We start from the raw sequence: 16859 nt of genomic DNA, 5'->3' as shown, positions 1-16859 counted from the left end.
GCCATTTTGGTGCTCGTTACCACGCGTAACGAAAGTGTTTCGAACGTGGACCTTTTCGCACTTTCACGCATTTGCGGCGGGTAGTTTCGTTCCCGCTCGTCCGCTTGAGCGAGCTTCCGAAAAATCTTTCAGACAACGGATCAGGCGACGCTCCAGTTGCCTCTGCGACGATATGCCCGACTATTCCGCCGCTGAATTGGCGATCCGTTCTTCATCCAAGTCGATGGAGATATCCCGCAGAACTCTCCTTCGCACATCAAACTGCGGACAGGCCGTGCACCATCGCGGTTCTTTATGTCACGGCTACCCACCGCCGCAATTCAGGGACTGACCTGATAACCCCGGCCCTGCATACAACCGCCATAGGCGCTGGCACTTGCCGAACTCTGGGTACGCCGATCCTGCCGACGCTCCTGGCGCTGCCGCATGCCACCGACCGCCGCACCGGCAGCCGCCACTTCGCCGGCACGGTTCTGCCGGTACTGCTGTTTGGCATCGTCGCTGGCGCGGTCGTAGAGTTCGTCGTGCTGCTGCCCGCGCACTTCTGCGCCGACGGCTCCGGCCGCCGCGCCCTTCGCCGCACCGCGAACCCGTCCGCCGACATGCGGATCGGAACTGGAACTGCTGGCCGCCGCCGCGTTGCAATCGGCCATATCCTGCTGCATCTGCTGGCTGCTCTGCCCTTTGAGCGGAACCACTGTCTGGGCCTGGGCAGGCAGCGCGGCGCAAAACGCCAGCAGGCATCCCAAGGTAAGCGCACGCATCGCGGAACCTCCCTAGAAGTTCATCCCTCAAATGGCAGGATAGCCGCTACCCACGGGGCATCCGCGCAACTCCGACCAAGCGCTCGCGGCTTTGCTGGCGGGGGCCTAATCCGGCAAACTAGCCGGTCTGAGCAATCGCTCGTTTTATCTCTGCCAGCCATAGGGCCTGTATGCCTCGTTACCCGTTCCGCCGCTTCGGTTTCGGTGCCCTGCGCCGCCTGCTTTACCTCTGGGTGCGCTCGGAAACCATCAACCAGTCGTCCTTCAGCCTGAAGATCGACCGCAGCAAACCGGTCCTGTACGTCCTGCAGCAGCCCTCGGTGAGCGACCTCGCCGTGGTGGATACCGAATGCCGCAAGGCCGGCCTGCCGCGCCCGGTCATGCCGGTGGCAGTGGGTGAATCCATCGAACCCGCCGCCTTCTTCTACCTGACCCCCGAGCCCGACTGGCTGGGTCGCCAGGACAAACGCGGCGCCCCGCCAGCGTTGGTGCGCATGCTCGGCGCCATCGGCCAGAACGGCATCGACGATGCGCAGATCGTCCCGGTCAGCGTGTTCTGGGGCCAATCGCCGGACAGCGAAAAGAGCGCCTGGAAGCTGCTGTTCGCCGACAACTGGGCCGTCACCGGCCGACTGCGCAAGCTGGCGCGCATCCTCATCCTCGGCCGCAAGACCCGCGTGCAGTTCTCAGCCCCCATCCATCTGCGCGAACTGGTGGAGCAGAACAAGGGCCACGAACGCACCCTGCGCATGGTCCAGCGCATCCTGCGCGTGCACTTCCGCAACCAGAAGACCGCAGTGATCGGCCCTGACCTCTCCCACCGCCGAAACCTGGTCAAGGGCCTGTTGCGTGCGCCGCTGGTGCGCCAGGCGATCCAGGAAGAATGCGAAACCCAGAAGATCTCCCAGGAAAAGGCTGAAGCCGCCGCCCTGCGTTATGCCAACGAGATCGCCGCCGATGTCTCCTACCCGGTGATCCGCTTCCTCGAAGTGACCCTGACCTGGTTCTGGAACAAGCTCTACGAGGGCGTGAAGGTCAACCACATCGAGCGCGTCCAGGAAGTCGCCCAGGGTCACGAGATCGTCTACGTGCCCTGCCATCGCAGCCACATCGACTACCTGCTGCTGTCCTACCTGCTGTTCCGCAACGGCCTGACCCCGCCGCACATCGCCGCCGGCATCAACCTCAACATGCCGGTGGTGGGCTCTATCCTGCGTCGCGGCGGGGCCTTCTTCATGCGCCGCAGCTTCAAGGGCAACCAGCTGTACACCGCGGTGTTCAACGAATACCTGCACACTCTGTTCAGCCGTGGGTTCTCCACCGAGTACTTCGTCGAAGGCGGCCGCTCCCGCACCGGGCGCATGCTGCATCCACGCACCGGCATGCTGGCGATCACCCTGCGCAGCTTCCTCCGCGACTCGCGCCGTCCCATCGTCTTCGTCCCCGTGTACATCGGCTACGAGCGCGTGCTCGAAGGCCGCACCTACCTGGGTGAACTGCGTGGCGCGGCGAAGAAGAAGGAGTCGATCTTCGACATCTTCAAGGTGATCGGCGCGCTCAAGCAGCGCTTCGGCCAGGTGTGGGTGAACTTCGGCGAACCGATCCACCTCGACGACTTCCTCGACCAGCAGCAACCTGATTGGCGCGAGCAGGAACTGGGTCCGGAATACCGCCCAGCCTGGCTCTCGGAGACCACCAACCACCTGGCCCGCGACGTCGCCCGCCATCTTAACGATGCTGCCGCGATCAACCCGGTAAACCTGGTGGCACTGGCACTGCTATCCACTACCCGGCTGGCACTGGACGAAACCGCCCTGGCACGGGTGATCGACCTCTACCTCGACCTGCTGCACAAGGTGCCCTACTCGCCCAGCGCCACACTGCCCGAGGGCGACGGGCAGCAGTTGATCGAGTATGTGAAGAGCATGAACCTGCTCAGCGAGCAGAAGGACGCCCTCGGCCGCATCTGCTACCTCGATGAACAAAACGCGGTACTGATGACCTACTACCGCAACAACGTCCTGCACATCTTTGCCCTGCCGGCGCTGATCGCCAGCTTCTTCCAGAACAGCGGCCGAATCAGTCGGGAACAGCTCCTGCGCTACACCCGCGCGCTGTACCCGTACCTGCAGGCCGAGCTGTTCATCCGCTGGAGCCTGGACGAGCTGGACGCGGTGGTCGACCAGTGGCTGCAGGCCATGGTCGCCAGCGAACTGCTCAAACAGGAGAACGACACCTTCATCCGCCCAGCCCCCAGCTCACGCCAGTATGTGCTGCTGACCCTGCTGGCCCGCGCCATCACCCAGACCCTGCAGCGCTTCTACATGTCCATATCGCTGGTGCTCAACGCCGGACAGAAGCAGCTCACCGCCGAGGAACTGGAAAACCTCTGCACCGTGATGGCCCAGCGCCTGTCGGTCCTCCATGGCCTCAATGCCCCGGAGTTCTTCGACAAGAGCCTGTTCCGTCACTTCATCCAGACCCTGCTGGACGAAGGCGTGCTGCGCAGGGACGAGAACGGCAAGCTGAGCTACCACGAACTGCTCGGCGAACTGGCCGAGGGAGCCGCCAAGCGCGTGCTGCCAGCGGAGATTCGCCTATCCATCCGCCAGGTCGCCCTGGAGCGCCCGCCCCAGGAAGAAACCGCTCCCGCCGGGCAGCCGCCCGCCAGCCAGAGCTGAGCCCTGCTGCCCTCTGACGGCGGCTTGACGCCCCTGCACCACGACCGATAGATTTCTGACGATTATCGGTCGCGGTCAGGGACGCTCAACGTGTTCAACAGGATTCTGATCGTCTGCGTCGGCAATATCTGCCGAAGCCCAATCGCCGAACACCTGCTGCGCGAATCCCTGCAGGGCACCGATATCGCCGTGGCCTCCGCCGGGCTCAGCGCACTGGTCGGCCACCCCATCGACAACACCGCCCTCGCCATCCTCCGCCGCCACGGTCACCACCCCCAACCTCACCGAGCCCGCCAGCTCAACGCCGAGATGATCCATGAGGCCAATCTCATCCTGGTCATGGAGCAATCGCAGATCGACAGCGTGATTCGCCTGGCACCTGAGGCCCGCGGCAAAACCTTCCTATTGGGCAAATGGCAGACCGATCAGGAGATCCCGGACCCTTACCGCAAAGGCCCGGAAGCCTTCGAACGCGCGTACTCGCTGATCGAATCGGCGGTCGCCCCGTGGATCGGTCGCGTGCGAGCTCGCCGGTAATTTGGCGACTTATTCGCCATCCGAAAAAAGCGTCAGAAATCCTTACATTGCACTGTTGAAAAAGGCTACGCTCTAGCCCAGCAAGACCATATCCAGCTGTTTGGTCTCCCAGTTACGACAAGTAATTTTCCAGGGGCCTACATCGCTTTATGAAGATCCTGCACATCACCGAGTCCTTCGGCGGCGGCGTCACCTCGGCCATCAACTCCTACATCCTCAACTCCCAGCAGCATGAGCACTACCTGCTCGCCTCGGTGCGCAAGGGCGATACCACCGGTGAGGAAAGTCAGGGCCTGTTCAAGCACATGGAACTGGTGCCGCGCCGGCTTTCCAGCCTGGCGCGGGTGAAGCCCTACATCGATCGCATACAGCCGGACGTCATCCACCTGCACAGCACCTACGCCGGCGCGCTGATCCGCGCCTTGCCGTTCATCCCGGCGCAGAAGATCGTCTACACCCCGCACGGTTTCGCCTTCCTGCGTGGCGATCATCCCTTGATGCTGAAGGCCTACCGCGCCATCGAGTCGCTGCTGGCACGGCGCACCGCAGTGATCGCCGGCTGCGGCATGGATGAACAACGCATTGCCGGGGAACTGATCGAACCGGGGCATACCCTGGGGCTGGTCAATGTTTGCGACGAACTGCCGGAGGTGCCGACAGTTCGCAGCCTCACCAGCAAGCCTGTGGTCGGCATGGTCGGGCGTATCAGCCGGCAGAAGGGCCATGAATACTTCCGCGCCATGGCCGAAAGCTGCCGGGAAATCGCCCACTTCAAATGGATTGGCGGAGGCGATGCTCGCGCCATGGCGGAACTGGAGCACGCCGGTATCGAAGTGACGGGATGGCGCCCACGCGCTGAAGTCATCGCACACATGCAGGGGCTGGACCTCTACTTCCACACTGCCGCGTGGGACGGATTTCCGATTTCAGTGCTGGAAGCAGCGAAACTCGACCTGCCCATCGCACTGCGGCGCATCGGTCCCTTTGTCGCCGAAGGACTATCCACCGCGCGGGATCTAGCAGAGGCAAAAAGGCAAGTCCTGGCCTTTGCCCAGGGCGACCCGCTCGTGCAGGCCGACCTGATCCGCAACAGCCACAGCATCCAGAGCTTGCACTGCGGCGAACAGTTGCAGTCTTCGCTGGAGAACCTCTACGCTCGCTTCACCCCACCAAGCCCAGTCCAGCGACTGGCCGCCAACTGACTCTCAGTCCTGCCCCGAAGGGCAGGCTCCCTCCATCAGCCCCCCCCAAAAAAACTCCGCTTCCCCTCCGCACGCGCAAATCATCTTTCAACTCCCCCACATTCCCATGCGCTCAGATAACCGCACTGGATCAATCGGCGAACTGGTGAGAGCGGCATTGCGCCACCAGAATCGTCTGCCACTACCCCCCTTTTGAAGGGATTCCCTTTAACCCTCCTCAGATAATTCCCAAACCCACAAAACGGTAGGAAACCGCATTGAATCACCTGTCCCCGAAGCTTAATTTTCGCGCCCCATAGGTAGCGATCTATAAACGTAGCGGTGGTCAGCGTGTTCAACAATGTACTGGTTATCTGCGCAGGCAACATCTGCCGCAGCCCAACAGGTGAGCATTTGCTGCGGCGCAACCTGGGCGGCACGGGCATCAGGGTCAGCTCCGCCGGTCTGACTGCCGTCGTCGGCCACCCTCTCGAGCGCCACGCCCTCGACACCCTGCAGCGCCACGGCCATCAACCACAGGAGCATCAGGCTCGCCAACTGACACCGCAGATCCTGCTGGCATCCGATCTGGTGCTCGTCATGGAGCACCGGCACCTGCAGGACGTCATCCGGCTATCACCGGTATCCCGTGGCAAGACCTTCCTGCTCGGTAAATGGCAGAGCGAGCGCGAAATTCCGGACCCGTACCGCCGCGGAACGGCAGCGTTCGAGCATGCCTACGCCTTGATCGAGGAAGGCGTAGATGCCTGGTCCCGACGCCTTCAACCTCAACGCTGAATCCATCAAGAAGCCCCTTATGCAATACCCTCAAGCGCCGGCCATTCAGCCGGCCGTCAGTGACGATGACGAAATCGACCTGCTGGCTCTGTTCGGCACGTTGCTCGACCACAAATGGATGATCGCAGGCATCACCGCTGGCTTCCTGCTGGCCGGTGCCGCCTATGCCGTGCTGGCCACGCCAATCTACCGAGCCTCCGCCACCATCCAGGTAGAGCAGAAAACACCCGGCATTCCGGGCCTGACGGAAATGAGCGATATGCTCGGCGGTCCTCAGTCACCCGCCGTGACGGAGATCCAGTTGCTGACCTCGCGCAATGTCATCGGCAAGGCCGTGGACACGCTGCACCTGGATATCGACGTCCAGCCGTCGGAGTTCCCGGTAATCGGCAGCTTCATGCAACGCCATTATCAGCCGACGCAGCCCGGCGAAGTGGCAGCCCCCGTTCTGGGCATGAGCCGTTTTGCCTGGGGAGGTGAATCGCTGGAGATATTCCAGCTGGAAGTCCCCGACGCCCTGCTGGAAGACAAGCTCACGCTGATTGCCGGGGAGAACGGCAGATTCCAACTGTTCGACGATGACGACAACCTGCTCGCAGACGGTGTAGTCGGGCAAGCCTATGACCAGCAAGGCATCAAGCTTCAGGTCCAGGGCCTGCGCGCCAATCCCGGCACGCGCTTTCGCGTCATCAAACACCGGCGGCTGAGCACCATCCTGGACTATCAGGACGCCCTGAAGGTCTCGGAGACCGGCAAGGAGTCCGGCATCATCGACCTGTCGCTGGACGACGACGACTCCGCGCGCGCATTGGCTGTTCTCGATGAAATCAGCCAGCAGTACGTCCGCCAGAACGTTCAACGTGCGTCGGCGGAAGCCGCGTCCAGCCTCGAGTTCCTCCGTGGCCAACTGCCTGAAGTGCGGCGTGATCTGGAAACGGCCGAAAATGCCCTGAGCAGCTACCAGACCAAGGCCAAGTCCGCCGATATCAGCCTGGAAACCAAAGCCCTGCTCGACCAGAGCGTCGCCTTGGACACCAGCATCTCCGAGCTGAAATTGCAGCAGGCGGAAATGGACCGCAAGTTCACCCGCCAGCACCCGGCGTACCAGGCCCTGGCCAAGCAGATCGGCGAACTTACCGCCAAGCAGAATGGCCTGTCCAAGCGCGTCGAAGGCCTGCCGGAAACCCAGCAGGACCTGCTGCGCCTGACTCGCGATGTCGAGGTCAGCACCACCATCTACACGCAACTGCTGAACAAGAGCCAGGAGCTCGACGTAGTGCGCGCAGGCGCGGTGGGCAATGTGCGTGTCATCGATAGCGCCGATGTCGACACCACCAAGCCGGTGAAACCGAAAAAGGCATTGATCGTTGCAATCGCCACCCTGCTCGGCCTGTTTACCGCCATCGCCCTGGTGCTGCTGCGCAAAGCCCTGAACCGCGGCATCGAAACGGTAGATGCCATCGAACAACTGGGCCTGCCGGTCTACGCCTCCGTTCCGTTCAGCGTGTTGCACAAATCCGCGGAAGACGAACGCCGTGGCGGCAAGAAAGACAGCCGTGCTGCCGCCCCCCTGCTCGCGACAAGCCATCCGACTGACCTGGCTATCGAGTCCCTGCGCAGCCTGCGCACCAGCTTGCACTTCGCCATGCTGGAGTCCGGCGACAACCGCCTGATGATCTCCGGCCCAAGCCCGGATGTTGGCAAGTCCTTCGTCAGCTCGAACCTGGCTGCCGTGATCGCCCAGACCGGACAGCGTGTACTGCTGATCGATGTCGACATGCGCAAGGGCTATTTACACAAGACACTGGGCGTAAGCGAGAAGTCCGGCCTTTCGGACCTGCTCATTCGCCGCTGCAGCTTCGAACAGGCAGTGCAGCAGACCAACGTGGAAAACCTCTACTTCATCTCGCGCGGTGCGATTCCCCCGAATCCCTCCGAACTGCTGATGCATTCGAACTTCACCAACCTGTTGGAAACCGCGAGCAACGCCTTCGACCTCATCATCCTGGACACTCCTCCCCTGCTCGCCGTTACCGACGCCGCCATCGTTGGACACCAGGCAGGCACCAGCATGATCGTCACTCGCTTCGGCAAGAACGCCCCACGCGAGATCGAACTGACCATTCGCCGCTTCGCGCAGAATGGAATCCAGCTCAAAGGAGCCATTCTCAACGGCGTGATGCGCCGCGCAGCGGACTACTACGGGAATGGCGCTTATAGCAACTATCAGTACGAGTACCTATCGGACAAGTCCTGACTGCCCATGAGCCATACCCCCGCCAGGGGAGAGAGACATGCAATCTAAAGCGGAAAAACGTTGGTACCTGGTGCAGTGCAAACCCAAGCAGGACTTTCGTGCACTCGAACATCTGCAACACCAGGGGTATGAGTGCCTGCTGCCCACCCACCAGATTGAACGGCTGAGGAATGGCCAATGGGTCCGCCAGGAGGAAGCACTTTTTCCTGGCTACCTCTTTATCGAACTGGACACATCGCGGGACAACTGGATGCCGATTCGCTCAACGCGTGGCGTCAATCAGATCGTTCGGTTCGGCCCCAACCCACTCCCAGTTTCAAGCAATATTATCGACCGGCTTCGATACCAGGAAATACCTAGAAAGCAAGAATTACAGCCCGGTGATAAAGTTTTTATAAAATGGTCCGTCAGCAACGGTATTGAAGCTATTTTCCTCGCCAAAGATGGAACGGAAAGAGTCTTACTCCTTCTTAAACTTTTACAGCGAGAATTTCAGATTAGCGTCCCGCTTAATAAAGTGGATAGAACTACTTAACAAATAACTCCGCAGAATTTCAACTCAAAATCCAACCCAATAGAGAATGGTTAGGGTTGTATTAACATCTCGGCATTGCGTCTCTGGAGTTCAACGCAAATTCCTGGGGCGGTAGCGTGCCTATTAATATATCGAGCCGCCTCGAAGACATCTCCGTTTACTTCAGGCTCGGATCTAATAAAATTCGAAACTCATGTAATATTTTTTAATCAGCACTCCCCTTGAGAAGACAAGTCTAGCTTCGGCTCACGTTCTACTCTACCAAGCAAGATCAATGTATCTTAATACGTTACGCAGGAAATTTTATGACTATCAAGACACTGTGTATATTTGGTACTCGTCCTGAAGCTATCAAAATGGCTCCGCTCGCCCTAGCACTAGCTGCAAGTAAAAGCTTCGAAGCTAAAGTTTGTGTAACCGGGCAACACCGAGAAATGCTAGATCAGGTGCTGGGGCTATTCGACATCGTCCCTGATTTTGACCTTAACATAATGAAACCTGGTCAGGATCTGAGCGATATAACTAATGCCGTCCTGCAGGGGCTAAAGCAGGTTTTCGCTTCATACAAGCCAGATATCGTTCTGGTTCATGGCGATACCGCAACAACCTTTGCCGCCAGCTTGGCAGCTTACTACCACCAGATTCCAGTTGCTCACGTCGAGGCAGGTTTGCGCACCGGCAACCTCTACTCACCTTGGCCGGAGGAAGCTAACCGTAAGCTGACCGGGGCGCTTGCCCAATTCCACTTTGCTCCAACCGAAACCTCACGGAATAATCTCCTGCGTGAAGGGATACCTCCCGACTCCATCATAGTGACTGGCAATACTGTGATAGACGCTCTCTTGGACGTAGTGGCCCGCCTCGATAGAGATCCATCACTCCAGGCTCAAGCGAGAAAACCATTTAAGCACCTTAGCTTGAACCGCAAAATCATTCTTGTTACGGGCCATCGTCGCGAAAGTTTCGGTGGCGGTTTCGAGCGCATCTGCCAAGCCCTCATGGAAGTCGCTCAGCAACACCATGATGTTGACATCATATATCCCGTCCACCTTAATCCGAATGTGAGAGAGCCCGTAAATCGTCTTCTAATCGGAATTCCGAACATTCACCTAATTGAGCCACTAGACTATCTCCCATTTGTCTACTTAATGAGTCAAGCGCATATCATCTTGACCGACTCCGGAGGAATTCAAGAAGAAGCACCTTCTCTAGGAAAGCCTGTCTTGGTTATGCGAGACACAACCGAGCGCCCCGAAGCAGTATCCGCTGGAACAGTAAAACTCGTGGGAACGAAAACTAACACTATTGTTCGCTCATTGAACTCCTTGCTAACAGACCAAAATGAATATAAATCAATGAGTTATGCGCACAACCCATACGGAGACGGGAAAACAGCAAGAAGAATAATAGATGAACTAATAAAATGGAATTCAAACAATAAAAATGCACTACATTAAAAAAATAGCAATACTAATATCTGTTCGCGGACTATCATTAATAGGTTTTTTCCTTTTGGCATTTGCCATGGACGGAAATAGCTTTAAAGAATACACGCTATACTTTTCAACATGGCAAATAATTTCACAAATCACAGGACTCCAACTAGGGTCAACCTTATTCAGATACGGGGCAACCCCTAACTTCCACAAAGAAGCCTTTTATATATCAAAAATCCTAGCACAAGCAACACCAATAGTTTTTGTAATTTTCTTATTATCCGCAGTAGGAAACACCCCCCCGATAGTTACATGCATAGGAATGAGTTTAATTTATGCACTTTTCTCTTGCACAGTTGAATTTGCAAGAGCCAGCACTAGTGAAAACAAAATTTTTGCACTTCAAAGCATAATAGGGCTATCGTATCTAAGTATATTTATAATATCGCAAACACTAAACAACAAAATAAAATTCAACACAGTCATTATAGTAGAAGGCGCGGCTCACTTTATAGTAACAATACTAATATTTTGGAAAATTAAAAATAACCAACCTGAAACTCCCCGCACTTCAGAAAAGAATATATTTAAGAAACTTATACCATTATGGAAAACAACCTCACTCCCACTAATACCAAACAACATAATTTGGTACATATATTTTAATTCACCACAAATAATATCATATTTTATACAAAGCGAAATTTCGGAGCATAATAATCGCTCTATACTTTTTAGGCTAATAGTAGCCTCATCTACCCTATCCTCAATATTATCTATCGGCCTTCAAAAAGGTTTGGTAAATTTATATGAAGATAACATGACCGCATACGAGAAAAAAAAATATAGGGTATTAAAAATAGATCTCCCCCTAACCTTTATAACCCTACTGATATACACCCAATTGGTTAATAAAGTCTACTTATGGCTTAAAACCGAACCTACCGAACTATACATTTATGTCTCAAGTTATATAACAAGCATCTCAACACTAACAACAATCTTCCTAGCCATATACGTGACTTCAAACTTTATACTATCCGAAAAAAAAATGATCATAGCAACAAAATCCATGTTGCTTGGCCTTCCCGTGTATATTTTATTCTTATTAATTACATTAAAGCATCTGCCCGTGGAGTCATCAATTATATATGGACTCACAGCAAGTCTGTCAGTCACGCTATTCGCGAGATATTTTTATCTTCTAACCAGGCGGAATAAAATTGAAAAACGTCCTTAAAAAAATGCTCCCAAGGGCAATTTACAACTTCCTGCGAAATAGACCAAAACTCGTCTTATTAAACAGTCATTTATACCAAAAAATAAGTAAGATAAATAATACAAGCCTCCATGAGGATCCAGATGATCGCGGAGACACTTTAGGCATACTAAGAAAACAAGCTCACATTATAGACAAAGGCTTACAAACAAATAATCGTAAACCAGGGCACAGCGCTAGCCTCGCTATTGCCCTAGAGAAAAACTTAAACTCCACTAACAAGGTTCAATCATCAAGCGAAACCGCGATATGGGCGAAAGAAATACTTAACCTTCATACAAGACTTCAAAGTTCCGATCTGACCAGCGAAGAGTACAACAACTTTCCATATATATTTAACAATAAGATTCCATTCGAAAACCTCTTTTCGGCAATACAAGAAAGGCGAAGTATTCGTCATTTTAAAGACACAGTACCGGACATAAATACAATCAAAAAAGCATTGCTTGGTTGCATTTGGGCGCCATCAAGTTGCAACAGACAAACAATAGTAACTTACTTAGCAACAACCACCGCTTTAGCTAAGGAGTGCTCAACTTTAAACAAAGGCGCAACGTCAATATCGGGGAGTTATCTATTTATATCTGTCTGCTTTGACTCCAGATCTTACCATCTCCCACACGAATCACTTACAGGATACATCGATGCGAGCCTGGGGTTTCAGAACTCCCTACTTTTGTTTCACTCTTTAGGTCTAGGGGCATGCGTGCTGAATTGGTCTCATGCTAACAAAACGGAAGAAAGTTCTCTTCGGCGAGCGCTCAAAATACCAAGCCATTGTGAAATAGCATTCAATGTGATTGTTGGTCTTCCTGAACAAGGCGCACCAACGCCTGGAAAGAAATCTTTGGCCGAATATATAGTAGAGCGAAAATGAAATTTTTTATACTTAACCACTGCTCACATAATAAGGGCGATAATAGCGTTCTTTACTACCTAATAGGCTGTATAAAATCTGCCGACCCAACCTCCCAAATATCCATGTCTAGCAGCGATGGAAAAAAGCCATTCTGGTATGAAGAGGAAATGAGCACTACATATTGGCCCGGAGGAAAATTATTCCGCGCCGAAACAGATGGATTCATTAAATCAGCCATTAAAAAGGCAAACTCTCTGATGATGAGGCATATATTTTATAGGATATTTATACTACTCTACTCAAATAAATTCGATCATACAGGGAAGTTTTTTTCCAGAATCTTTGGGAAAGATTTTATATCTCAAATTGTAAATTGCGACAAAGTAATTTGCACAGGCGGGCATCATATATCAAACGTGCTGGAGAAGAACTGCATAAACTCTCAATTAATATCATTAGCGATTGCTCAGCTTTTTGGCAAGCATATCACTCTATGGTCACAATCAATTGGCCCATTTAATGGCGCCTCAACTCTTACATTGAAATCAATTTCAAGGATTTTTGATAATTGCGATGCGATTTTTGTACGTGATGAACTTAGTATTCGATGCGTAAAATCTATTTCAAAGTCAATCCCACAAATCGCACCCGATAGTGTATTTCTTGCTGCAAAAAAAACCTTAGATAGTCAAAACGGAAATGGGAAGAATATTATCTGTGCAATTTATACAGCCGGAATAACAAATGAAAAATATCTAGAAAAATATGTTACAGCATGGCGAAATATTTCGGAAAGACTTGTTGCCTCTGGGTATGGCGTGGTGTTTATTCCAATGCAATATAAAAACCTTAGTGGCGATGAACGTGAATTTCTCATGAAGATCGTAGAAGGCTTTCCAGAAGGAGTTAGCTACATCGACAACGATGTATCCCCGAAGGATACCATTAACATCTTCAATCAATCCGCAGCAATTATTGGTCATAAAACACACTCGGTTATATATGGTCTAGCGCTATCTAAACCTACAATTGCAATTGCTTATCATGAAAAAACCCGGCAATTCATGTTTGATTTTGGCTTAAAGGATTTTGTATTCGATGAAATTATCGGGCAGGAAACATCGATAGTCGAAGCGACTTTAGCATCAATAAAATCACCTCCAAGCAAAATTAATAGAGAACAAAGTATGAATGCAGCTCTGAGCCTTGATAAAAACATGAAAAATATTATCGCACATAGAAAAATAAGTTCTATCAACAAATGAAGATAACAATATTTAGGGGGCTCCCTTTATCCGCTGACTCTCGAACTACTCGATACGGTTCGATATTCGAAGATATTAGCTACTGCACTTGGGAAAAAAAAGAGAGAAGCGCAGAACCGCCAGGCTGCAAAGGGCTACACTGCTTCCCTCTCCCCAAAGATGGTGGATGGACTTTTGTAAAATACCCTCTATATCTGCTTTACCTTTTCATCTTCACCCTACGCAAGATAGACAAAGATGATTTATGTATTTGCATGGACTTAGATACTTATGTTCCGGTATTAGTGGCGAGCTTTATAAAAAGATGTAAGGTGGTTTTTGATGTAGTAGATCCAGCCTCTCAAGCTAGATTTAAAAAACTACCATTTGGGAGGATAATTGACAGATTTGAGTATTTTCTAGTCCGAAAAGCATTCCTTGCAATATTCCCAATTGAAAGCCGACTAACCTACTACAAGGATAGGCTCGGATTGAAAGAGGCAGTTGCCACACACCTAATTCTGGAAAACATCCCCAACTTCTCTTCTCCGCAAAAAACAAAAGTCAAAAGAATAGGCGCAGAGAAAACGACCTTAGGATATTTTGGAACTCTTGATAGTTCTAGAGGGCTAGAATTACTACTAAACTTTGCATCAGAAAACCCCGATAACATTGATCTTATAATCTCTGGAGATGGACCACTAGCGAGTTATATCAACGAAAAGTCTAGTCAATTATCTAATATTAAGTTTCTTGGGAAATTTTCATCTCATCAACTTCCAGAGCTTTACGCCAAAATTGATTACTCTTGGATGTACTATTGCCCGGAAATTTATTTACACAAATATGCGGCCCCAAACAAATTTTATGAACACCTATGTTTCTCCACCCCTGCAATTACAAACAGCATCATCCCTCAATCGGATTTTATAAATAAAAACAGAACAGGGATAGTGATAGATCGATTCATTGAAAAAAATTCAATAAAAAAAGAGTTTATCAATGAAATGAGAAATTTCAAACCAAGCCTTGAGTTAGAAAAAATATGGGATGAGAAATATAAAGAATATTATTCGGATCAAAGAAATATCTTCAATGAGACCTTATCAGAATTAGGATTTCACACTAAATAAACCATCATGTTTAATTTTCGAGTCGCTGTCCCTGTCCTATTCTCAACGGGGCTCTGCTTCATCATCAGCCGCGGAGCTATAGAAACCGTTGCGCCAAAATCGGTGGCATATTTTCTACAAGTATTAGCATGGGGAATATTTATTTCCTACTCATGCTGGAGATACTCCACGCCTATAAAGCCAAAACTAAAGAAAAATCTATTAATTTCATTCTCCCTAATATTGATATCAATCACCTCTTTCCTTTACACGACATTGATTGATGGCGACTGGGAGGAAGGGGCATATTTTTCAATAATAATTGCTTGGGTGTACTTCACAACTTTATGCGCAAGCTATAACTACAAAATATCATCGAGAAAATTCACCCACCGAATACACATTGCTCTATTAATACTTACAACGATCGCTACACTTCAACAAATTAATGTTATTTCAATATTCCCGGGGAGTTCTTGGCTTAATGAAGGAGTTCGCCCAGCCTCAATAACAGGAAGCTATCTTCATTATCCAATAATAGTAATTATGCTTTCCTTCATTTGCTTAGAAAATGCGAACAGGGAAAATTCAAAAAAACAACAATTACTTAGCATAGCCTATATAGTGATAGCTCTAGCATCTTATTCTAGATCTGCATTTTTAATGACAGTATTCGGATTGTCTTATTTCCTTTTTTTTTCACAAATCAAAAAAAGGAATTTTAAAAAAATACTCGCCCTGGTAGCCATAATTGCAATCCCTCTTATAACCATCCCCCTTTTAACTCCGGAGATATCAGAGAGACTGCAAAGTGCCTTCGATACAAAATCCAGCGGAAATGATCAGCGCACAGCAATTTGGTCTACAGCGATTCAAAAAATCGATTTAGATATACTCATAATCGGTGGAGGCAACTTCGGGAAAGTAACTAATGCAACCGCTAACATAACAGAAAAATCAAGTACTATCGTTGAGTCCTCTTTCTTACAACAAATATTCAACCTCGGCCTCCCTGGCGCGTTAATATTTTATTGTCTATTGCTATCATGTCATCAATCAATATCAAAAAGTCATCTATTCCTAAAATCAGCATCAGCGGCATTTATGCTTCAAAGCCTTGTCTACCAGAGTATCGAAGTCTTTCCTGCAATAGCACTTTTCACAGCCCTACCGCTCATATCGTCCTCTTTTAAATACCGTGAAAATGGCCCACCAACAGCCGTAGAGAGATATAATGAAATACAAAATAGCATGCATAGTTCCAACATATAATGGGCGCGTAGAGCTTGAGCGACTACTACGTTCTTTAAATATTCAAAAAGACATTTCTTTTGAAACAATAATTATCGATTCTAGCTCTACCGACGGAACATCTGAACTGGCAAAATCATTTAACTGTAAAGTTCTAAGCATCCCTAAGAAAGACTTCAATCACGGCGGAACGCGGCAATATGCGATTAATGAAAACCCCAACTACGATTTATATATATTACTAACTCAAGATGCCTACCTAGAGGATGAAAGCTCTCTCAAAAACATCACACTTCCATTCCAAGACAAGACAGTAGGAGCAGTATATGGCAGGCAGTTGCCACACGTAAACGCTAATAAGTTCGCAGCTCATGCAAGACTATTCAACTATGGTACAAAATCCCAACAAAAAGATATAAGTAATTCCATCATATACGGAATAAAAACACCATTTCTATCCAACTCATTCTCTGCATATCGCCGGGAAATGCTCGAAAGTACAGGCGGATTCCCAGAACACGTAATACTTTCAGAAGACATGTATGTTGGCGCAAAATCCATCTTATCCGACTGGAAGATATTTTATGCAAGCAATGCCGAATGCAGGCATTCTCACAACTACACAATCAGAGAGGAATTTCGACGATATTTTGACATCGGTGTCTTCCACGCTAGAGAGCCGTGGATAGTAGAAGCTTTCGGCGGAACTGGTGGGGAAGGGCTTCGCTTTGTGAAATCTGAAATAAAATATCTTGGCTTGTCAAATATACATCTATGGCCGTTGGCCGGACTACGAAATTTCCTAAAAATTCTGGCTTATAAACTTGGAAAAAGAGAATCACTTTTAAGCATCGGCATTAAATCTAAACTCAGCATGCACAAGGCCTACTGGAGAGAATAATTTACTTAATTAAGTCTGTGGAGT

The 16859-nt window shown here is 50.6% G+C and carries 14 protein-coding genes; 13 read left to right on the top strand and 1 reads right to left on the bottom strand.

Annotation, left to right across the window (positions count from 1 at the left end; all coding sequences use genetic code 11):
• Positions 1–320: 320 nt before the first annotated feature.
• A complete protein-coding gene (locus LDJ84_RS08390) occupies positions 321–764 on the bottom strand; it encodes a YMGG-like glycine zipper-containing protein (protein WP_024766717.1) in 444 nt (147 codons plus the stop codon).
• A 170-nt stretch (positions 765–934) separates the two neighbouring features.
• Here LDJ84_RS08390 and plsB point away from each other — a divergent pair, with 170 nt between their 5' ends.
• The 13 genes from plsB to LDJ84_RS08325 all read left to right on the top strand — a co-directional run bounded on the left by plsB (position 935) and on the right by LDJ84_RS08325 (position 16835).
• Positions 935–3445, top strand: a complete 2511-nt coding sequence (gene plsB / locus LDJ84_RS08385) for a glycerol-3-phosphate 1-O-acyltransferase PlsB (protein WP_226046186.1) — start codon at positions 935–937, stop codon at positions 3443–3445.
• Positions 3446–3535: 90 nt separating this feature from the next.
• The gene (locus LDJ84_RS08380) at positions 3536–3982 is read left to right on the top strand and encodes a low molecular weight protein-tyrosine-phosphatase (RefSeq protein ID WP_084358869.1); all 447 of its coding nucleotides are present in this window, start codon (positions 3536–3538) and stop codon (positions 3980–3982) included.
• Between the two features lie 149 nt (positions 3983–4131).
• Complete coding sequence (locus LDJ84_RS08375) at positions 4132–5184, top strand: glycosyltransferase family 4 protein (RefSeq protein ID WP_024766720.1); 1053 nt, start codon at positions 4132–4134, stop codon at positions 5182–5184.
• A gap of 330 nt (positions 5185–5514) precedes the next feature.
• Positions 5515–5961 (top strand): low molecular weight protein-tyrosine-phosphatase, encoded by a 447-nt coding sequence (locus tag LDJ84_RS08370; protein ID WP_024766721.1) that lies wholly within the window; start codon positions 5515–5517, stop codon positions 5959–5961.
• A 19-nt stretch (positions 5962–5980) separates the two neighbouring features.
• Positions 5981–8218, top strand: a complete 2238-nt coding sequence (locus tag LDJ84_RS08365) for a polysaccharide biosynthesis tyrosine autokinase (protein ID WP_226046565.1) — start codon at positions 5981–5983, stop codon at positions 8216–8218.
• Positions 8219–8255: 37 nt separating this feature from the next.
• Positions 8256–8753, top strand: coding sequence for a transcription/translation regulatory transformer protein RfaH (rfaH, locus tag LDJ84_RS08360; RefSeq protein ID WP_024766723.1), 498 nt, complete (start codon positions 8256–8258; stop codon positions 8751–8753).
• Between the two features lie 305 nt (positions 8754–9058).
• Positions 9059–10210, top strand: coding sequence for a non-hydrolyzing UDP-N-acetylglucosamine 2-epimerase (wecB, locus tag LDJ84_RS08355; RefSeq protein ID WP_037007648.1), 1152 nt, complete (start codon positions 9059–9061; stop codon positions 10208–10210).
• Positions 10197–11429 carry a hypothetical protein gene (locus LDJ84_RS08350; RefSeq protein ID WP_164488239.1) on the top strand — a complete coding sequence of 411 codons (1233 nt, stop codon included), beginning with the start codon at positions 10197–10199 and terminating at the stop codon, positions 11427–11429. The genes wecB and LDJ84_RS08350 overlap by 14 nt, the downstream gene beginning before the upstream one ends.
• Entirely contained in the window at positions 11413–12345 is a 933-nt protein-coding gene (locus LDJ84_RS08345) for a nitroreductase family protein (protein WP_128082584.1), read from the top strand. Before LDJ84_RS08350 ends, LDJ84_RS08345 begins: the two co-directional genes overlap by 17 nt.
• A 104-nt stretch (positions 12346–12449) precedes the next feature.
• A complete protein-coding gene (locus tag LDJ84_RS08340) occupies positions 12450–13592 on the top strand; it encodes a polysaccharide pyruvyl transferase family protein (protein WP_157837674.1) in 1143 nt (380 codons plus the stop codon).
• The gene (locus LDJ84_RS08335) at positions 13589–14704 is read left to right on the top strand and encodes a glycosyltransferase (protein WP_226046185.1); all 1116 of its coding nucleotides are present in this window, start codon (positions 13589–13591) and stop codon (positions 14702–14704) included. The genes LDJ84_RS08340 and LDJ84_RS08335 overlap by 4 nt, the downstream gene beginning before the upstream one ends.
• 6 nt (positions 14705–14710) lie before the next feature.
• Entirely contained in the window at positions 14711–15955 is a 1245-nt protein-coding gene (locus LDJ84_RS08330; RefSeq protein WP_081754082.1) for an O-antigen ligase family protein, read from the top strand.
• Complete coding sequence (locus tag LDJ84_RS08325) at positions 15915–16835, top strand: glycosyltransferase (RefSeq protein ID WP_128082585.1); 921 nt, start codon at positions 15915–15917, stop codon at positions 16833–16835. The genes LDJ84_RS08330 and LDJ84_RS08325 overlap by 41 nt, the downstream gene beginning before the upstream one ends.
• The last annotated feature ends 24 nt before the right edge of the window (positions 16836–16859 follow it).

The organism is Pseudomonas sp. HS-18 (assembly GCF_020401845.1).
Lineage (GTDB): Bacteria > Pseudomonadota > Gammaproteobacteria > Pseudomonadales > Pseudomonadaceae > Pseudomonas > Pseudomonas nitroreducens.
This window is presented reverse-complemented; position numbering and strand designations above follow the sequence as displayed.

Coding starts and splice junctions, on each gene's coding strand:
- LDJ84_RS08390 (WP_024766717.1), bottom strand. CDS start 764: ATGCGTGCGCTTACCTTGGGATGCCTGCTGGCGTTTTGCGCCGCGCTG.
- plsB (WP_226046186.1), top strand. CDS start 935: ATGCCTCGTTACCCGTTCCGCCGCTTCGGTTTCGGTGCCCTGCGCCGC.
- LDJ84_RS08375 (WP_024766720.1), top strand. CDS start 4,132: ATGAAGATCCTGCACATCACCGAGTCCTTCGGCGGCGGCGTCACCTCG.
- LDJ84_RS08365 (WP_226046565.1), top strand. CDS start 5,981: ATGCAATACCCTCAAGCGCCGGCCATTCAGCCGGCCGTCAGTGACGAT.
- rfaH (WP_024766723.1), top strand. CDS start 8,256: ATGCAATCTAAAGCGGAAAAACGTTGGTACCTGGTGCAGTGCAAACCC.
- wecB (WP_037007648.1), top strand. CDS start 9,059: ATGACTATCAAGACACTGTGTATATTTGGTACTCGTCCTGAAGCTATC.
- LDJ84_RS08350 (WP_164488239.1), top strand. CDS start 10,197: ATGCACTACATTAAAAAAATAGCAATACTAATATCTGTTCGCGGACTA.
- LDJ84_RS08340 (WP_157837674.1), top strand. CDS start 12,450: ATGTCTAGCAGCGATGGAAAAAAGCCATTCTGGTATGAAGAGGAAATG.
- LDJ84_RS08335 (WP_226046185.1), top strand. CDS start 13,589: ATGAAGATAACAATATTTAGGGGGCTCCCTTTATCCGCTGACTCTCGA.
- LDJ84_RS08330 (WP_081754082.1), top strand. CDS start 14,711: ATGTTTAATTTTCGAGTCGCTGTCCCTGTCCTATTCTCAACGGGGCTC.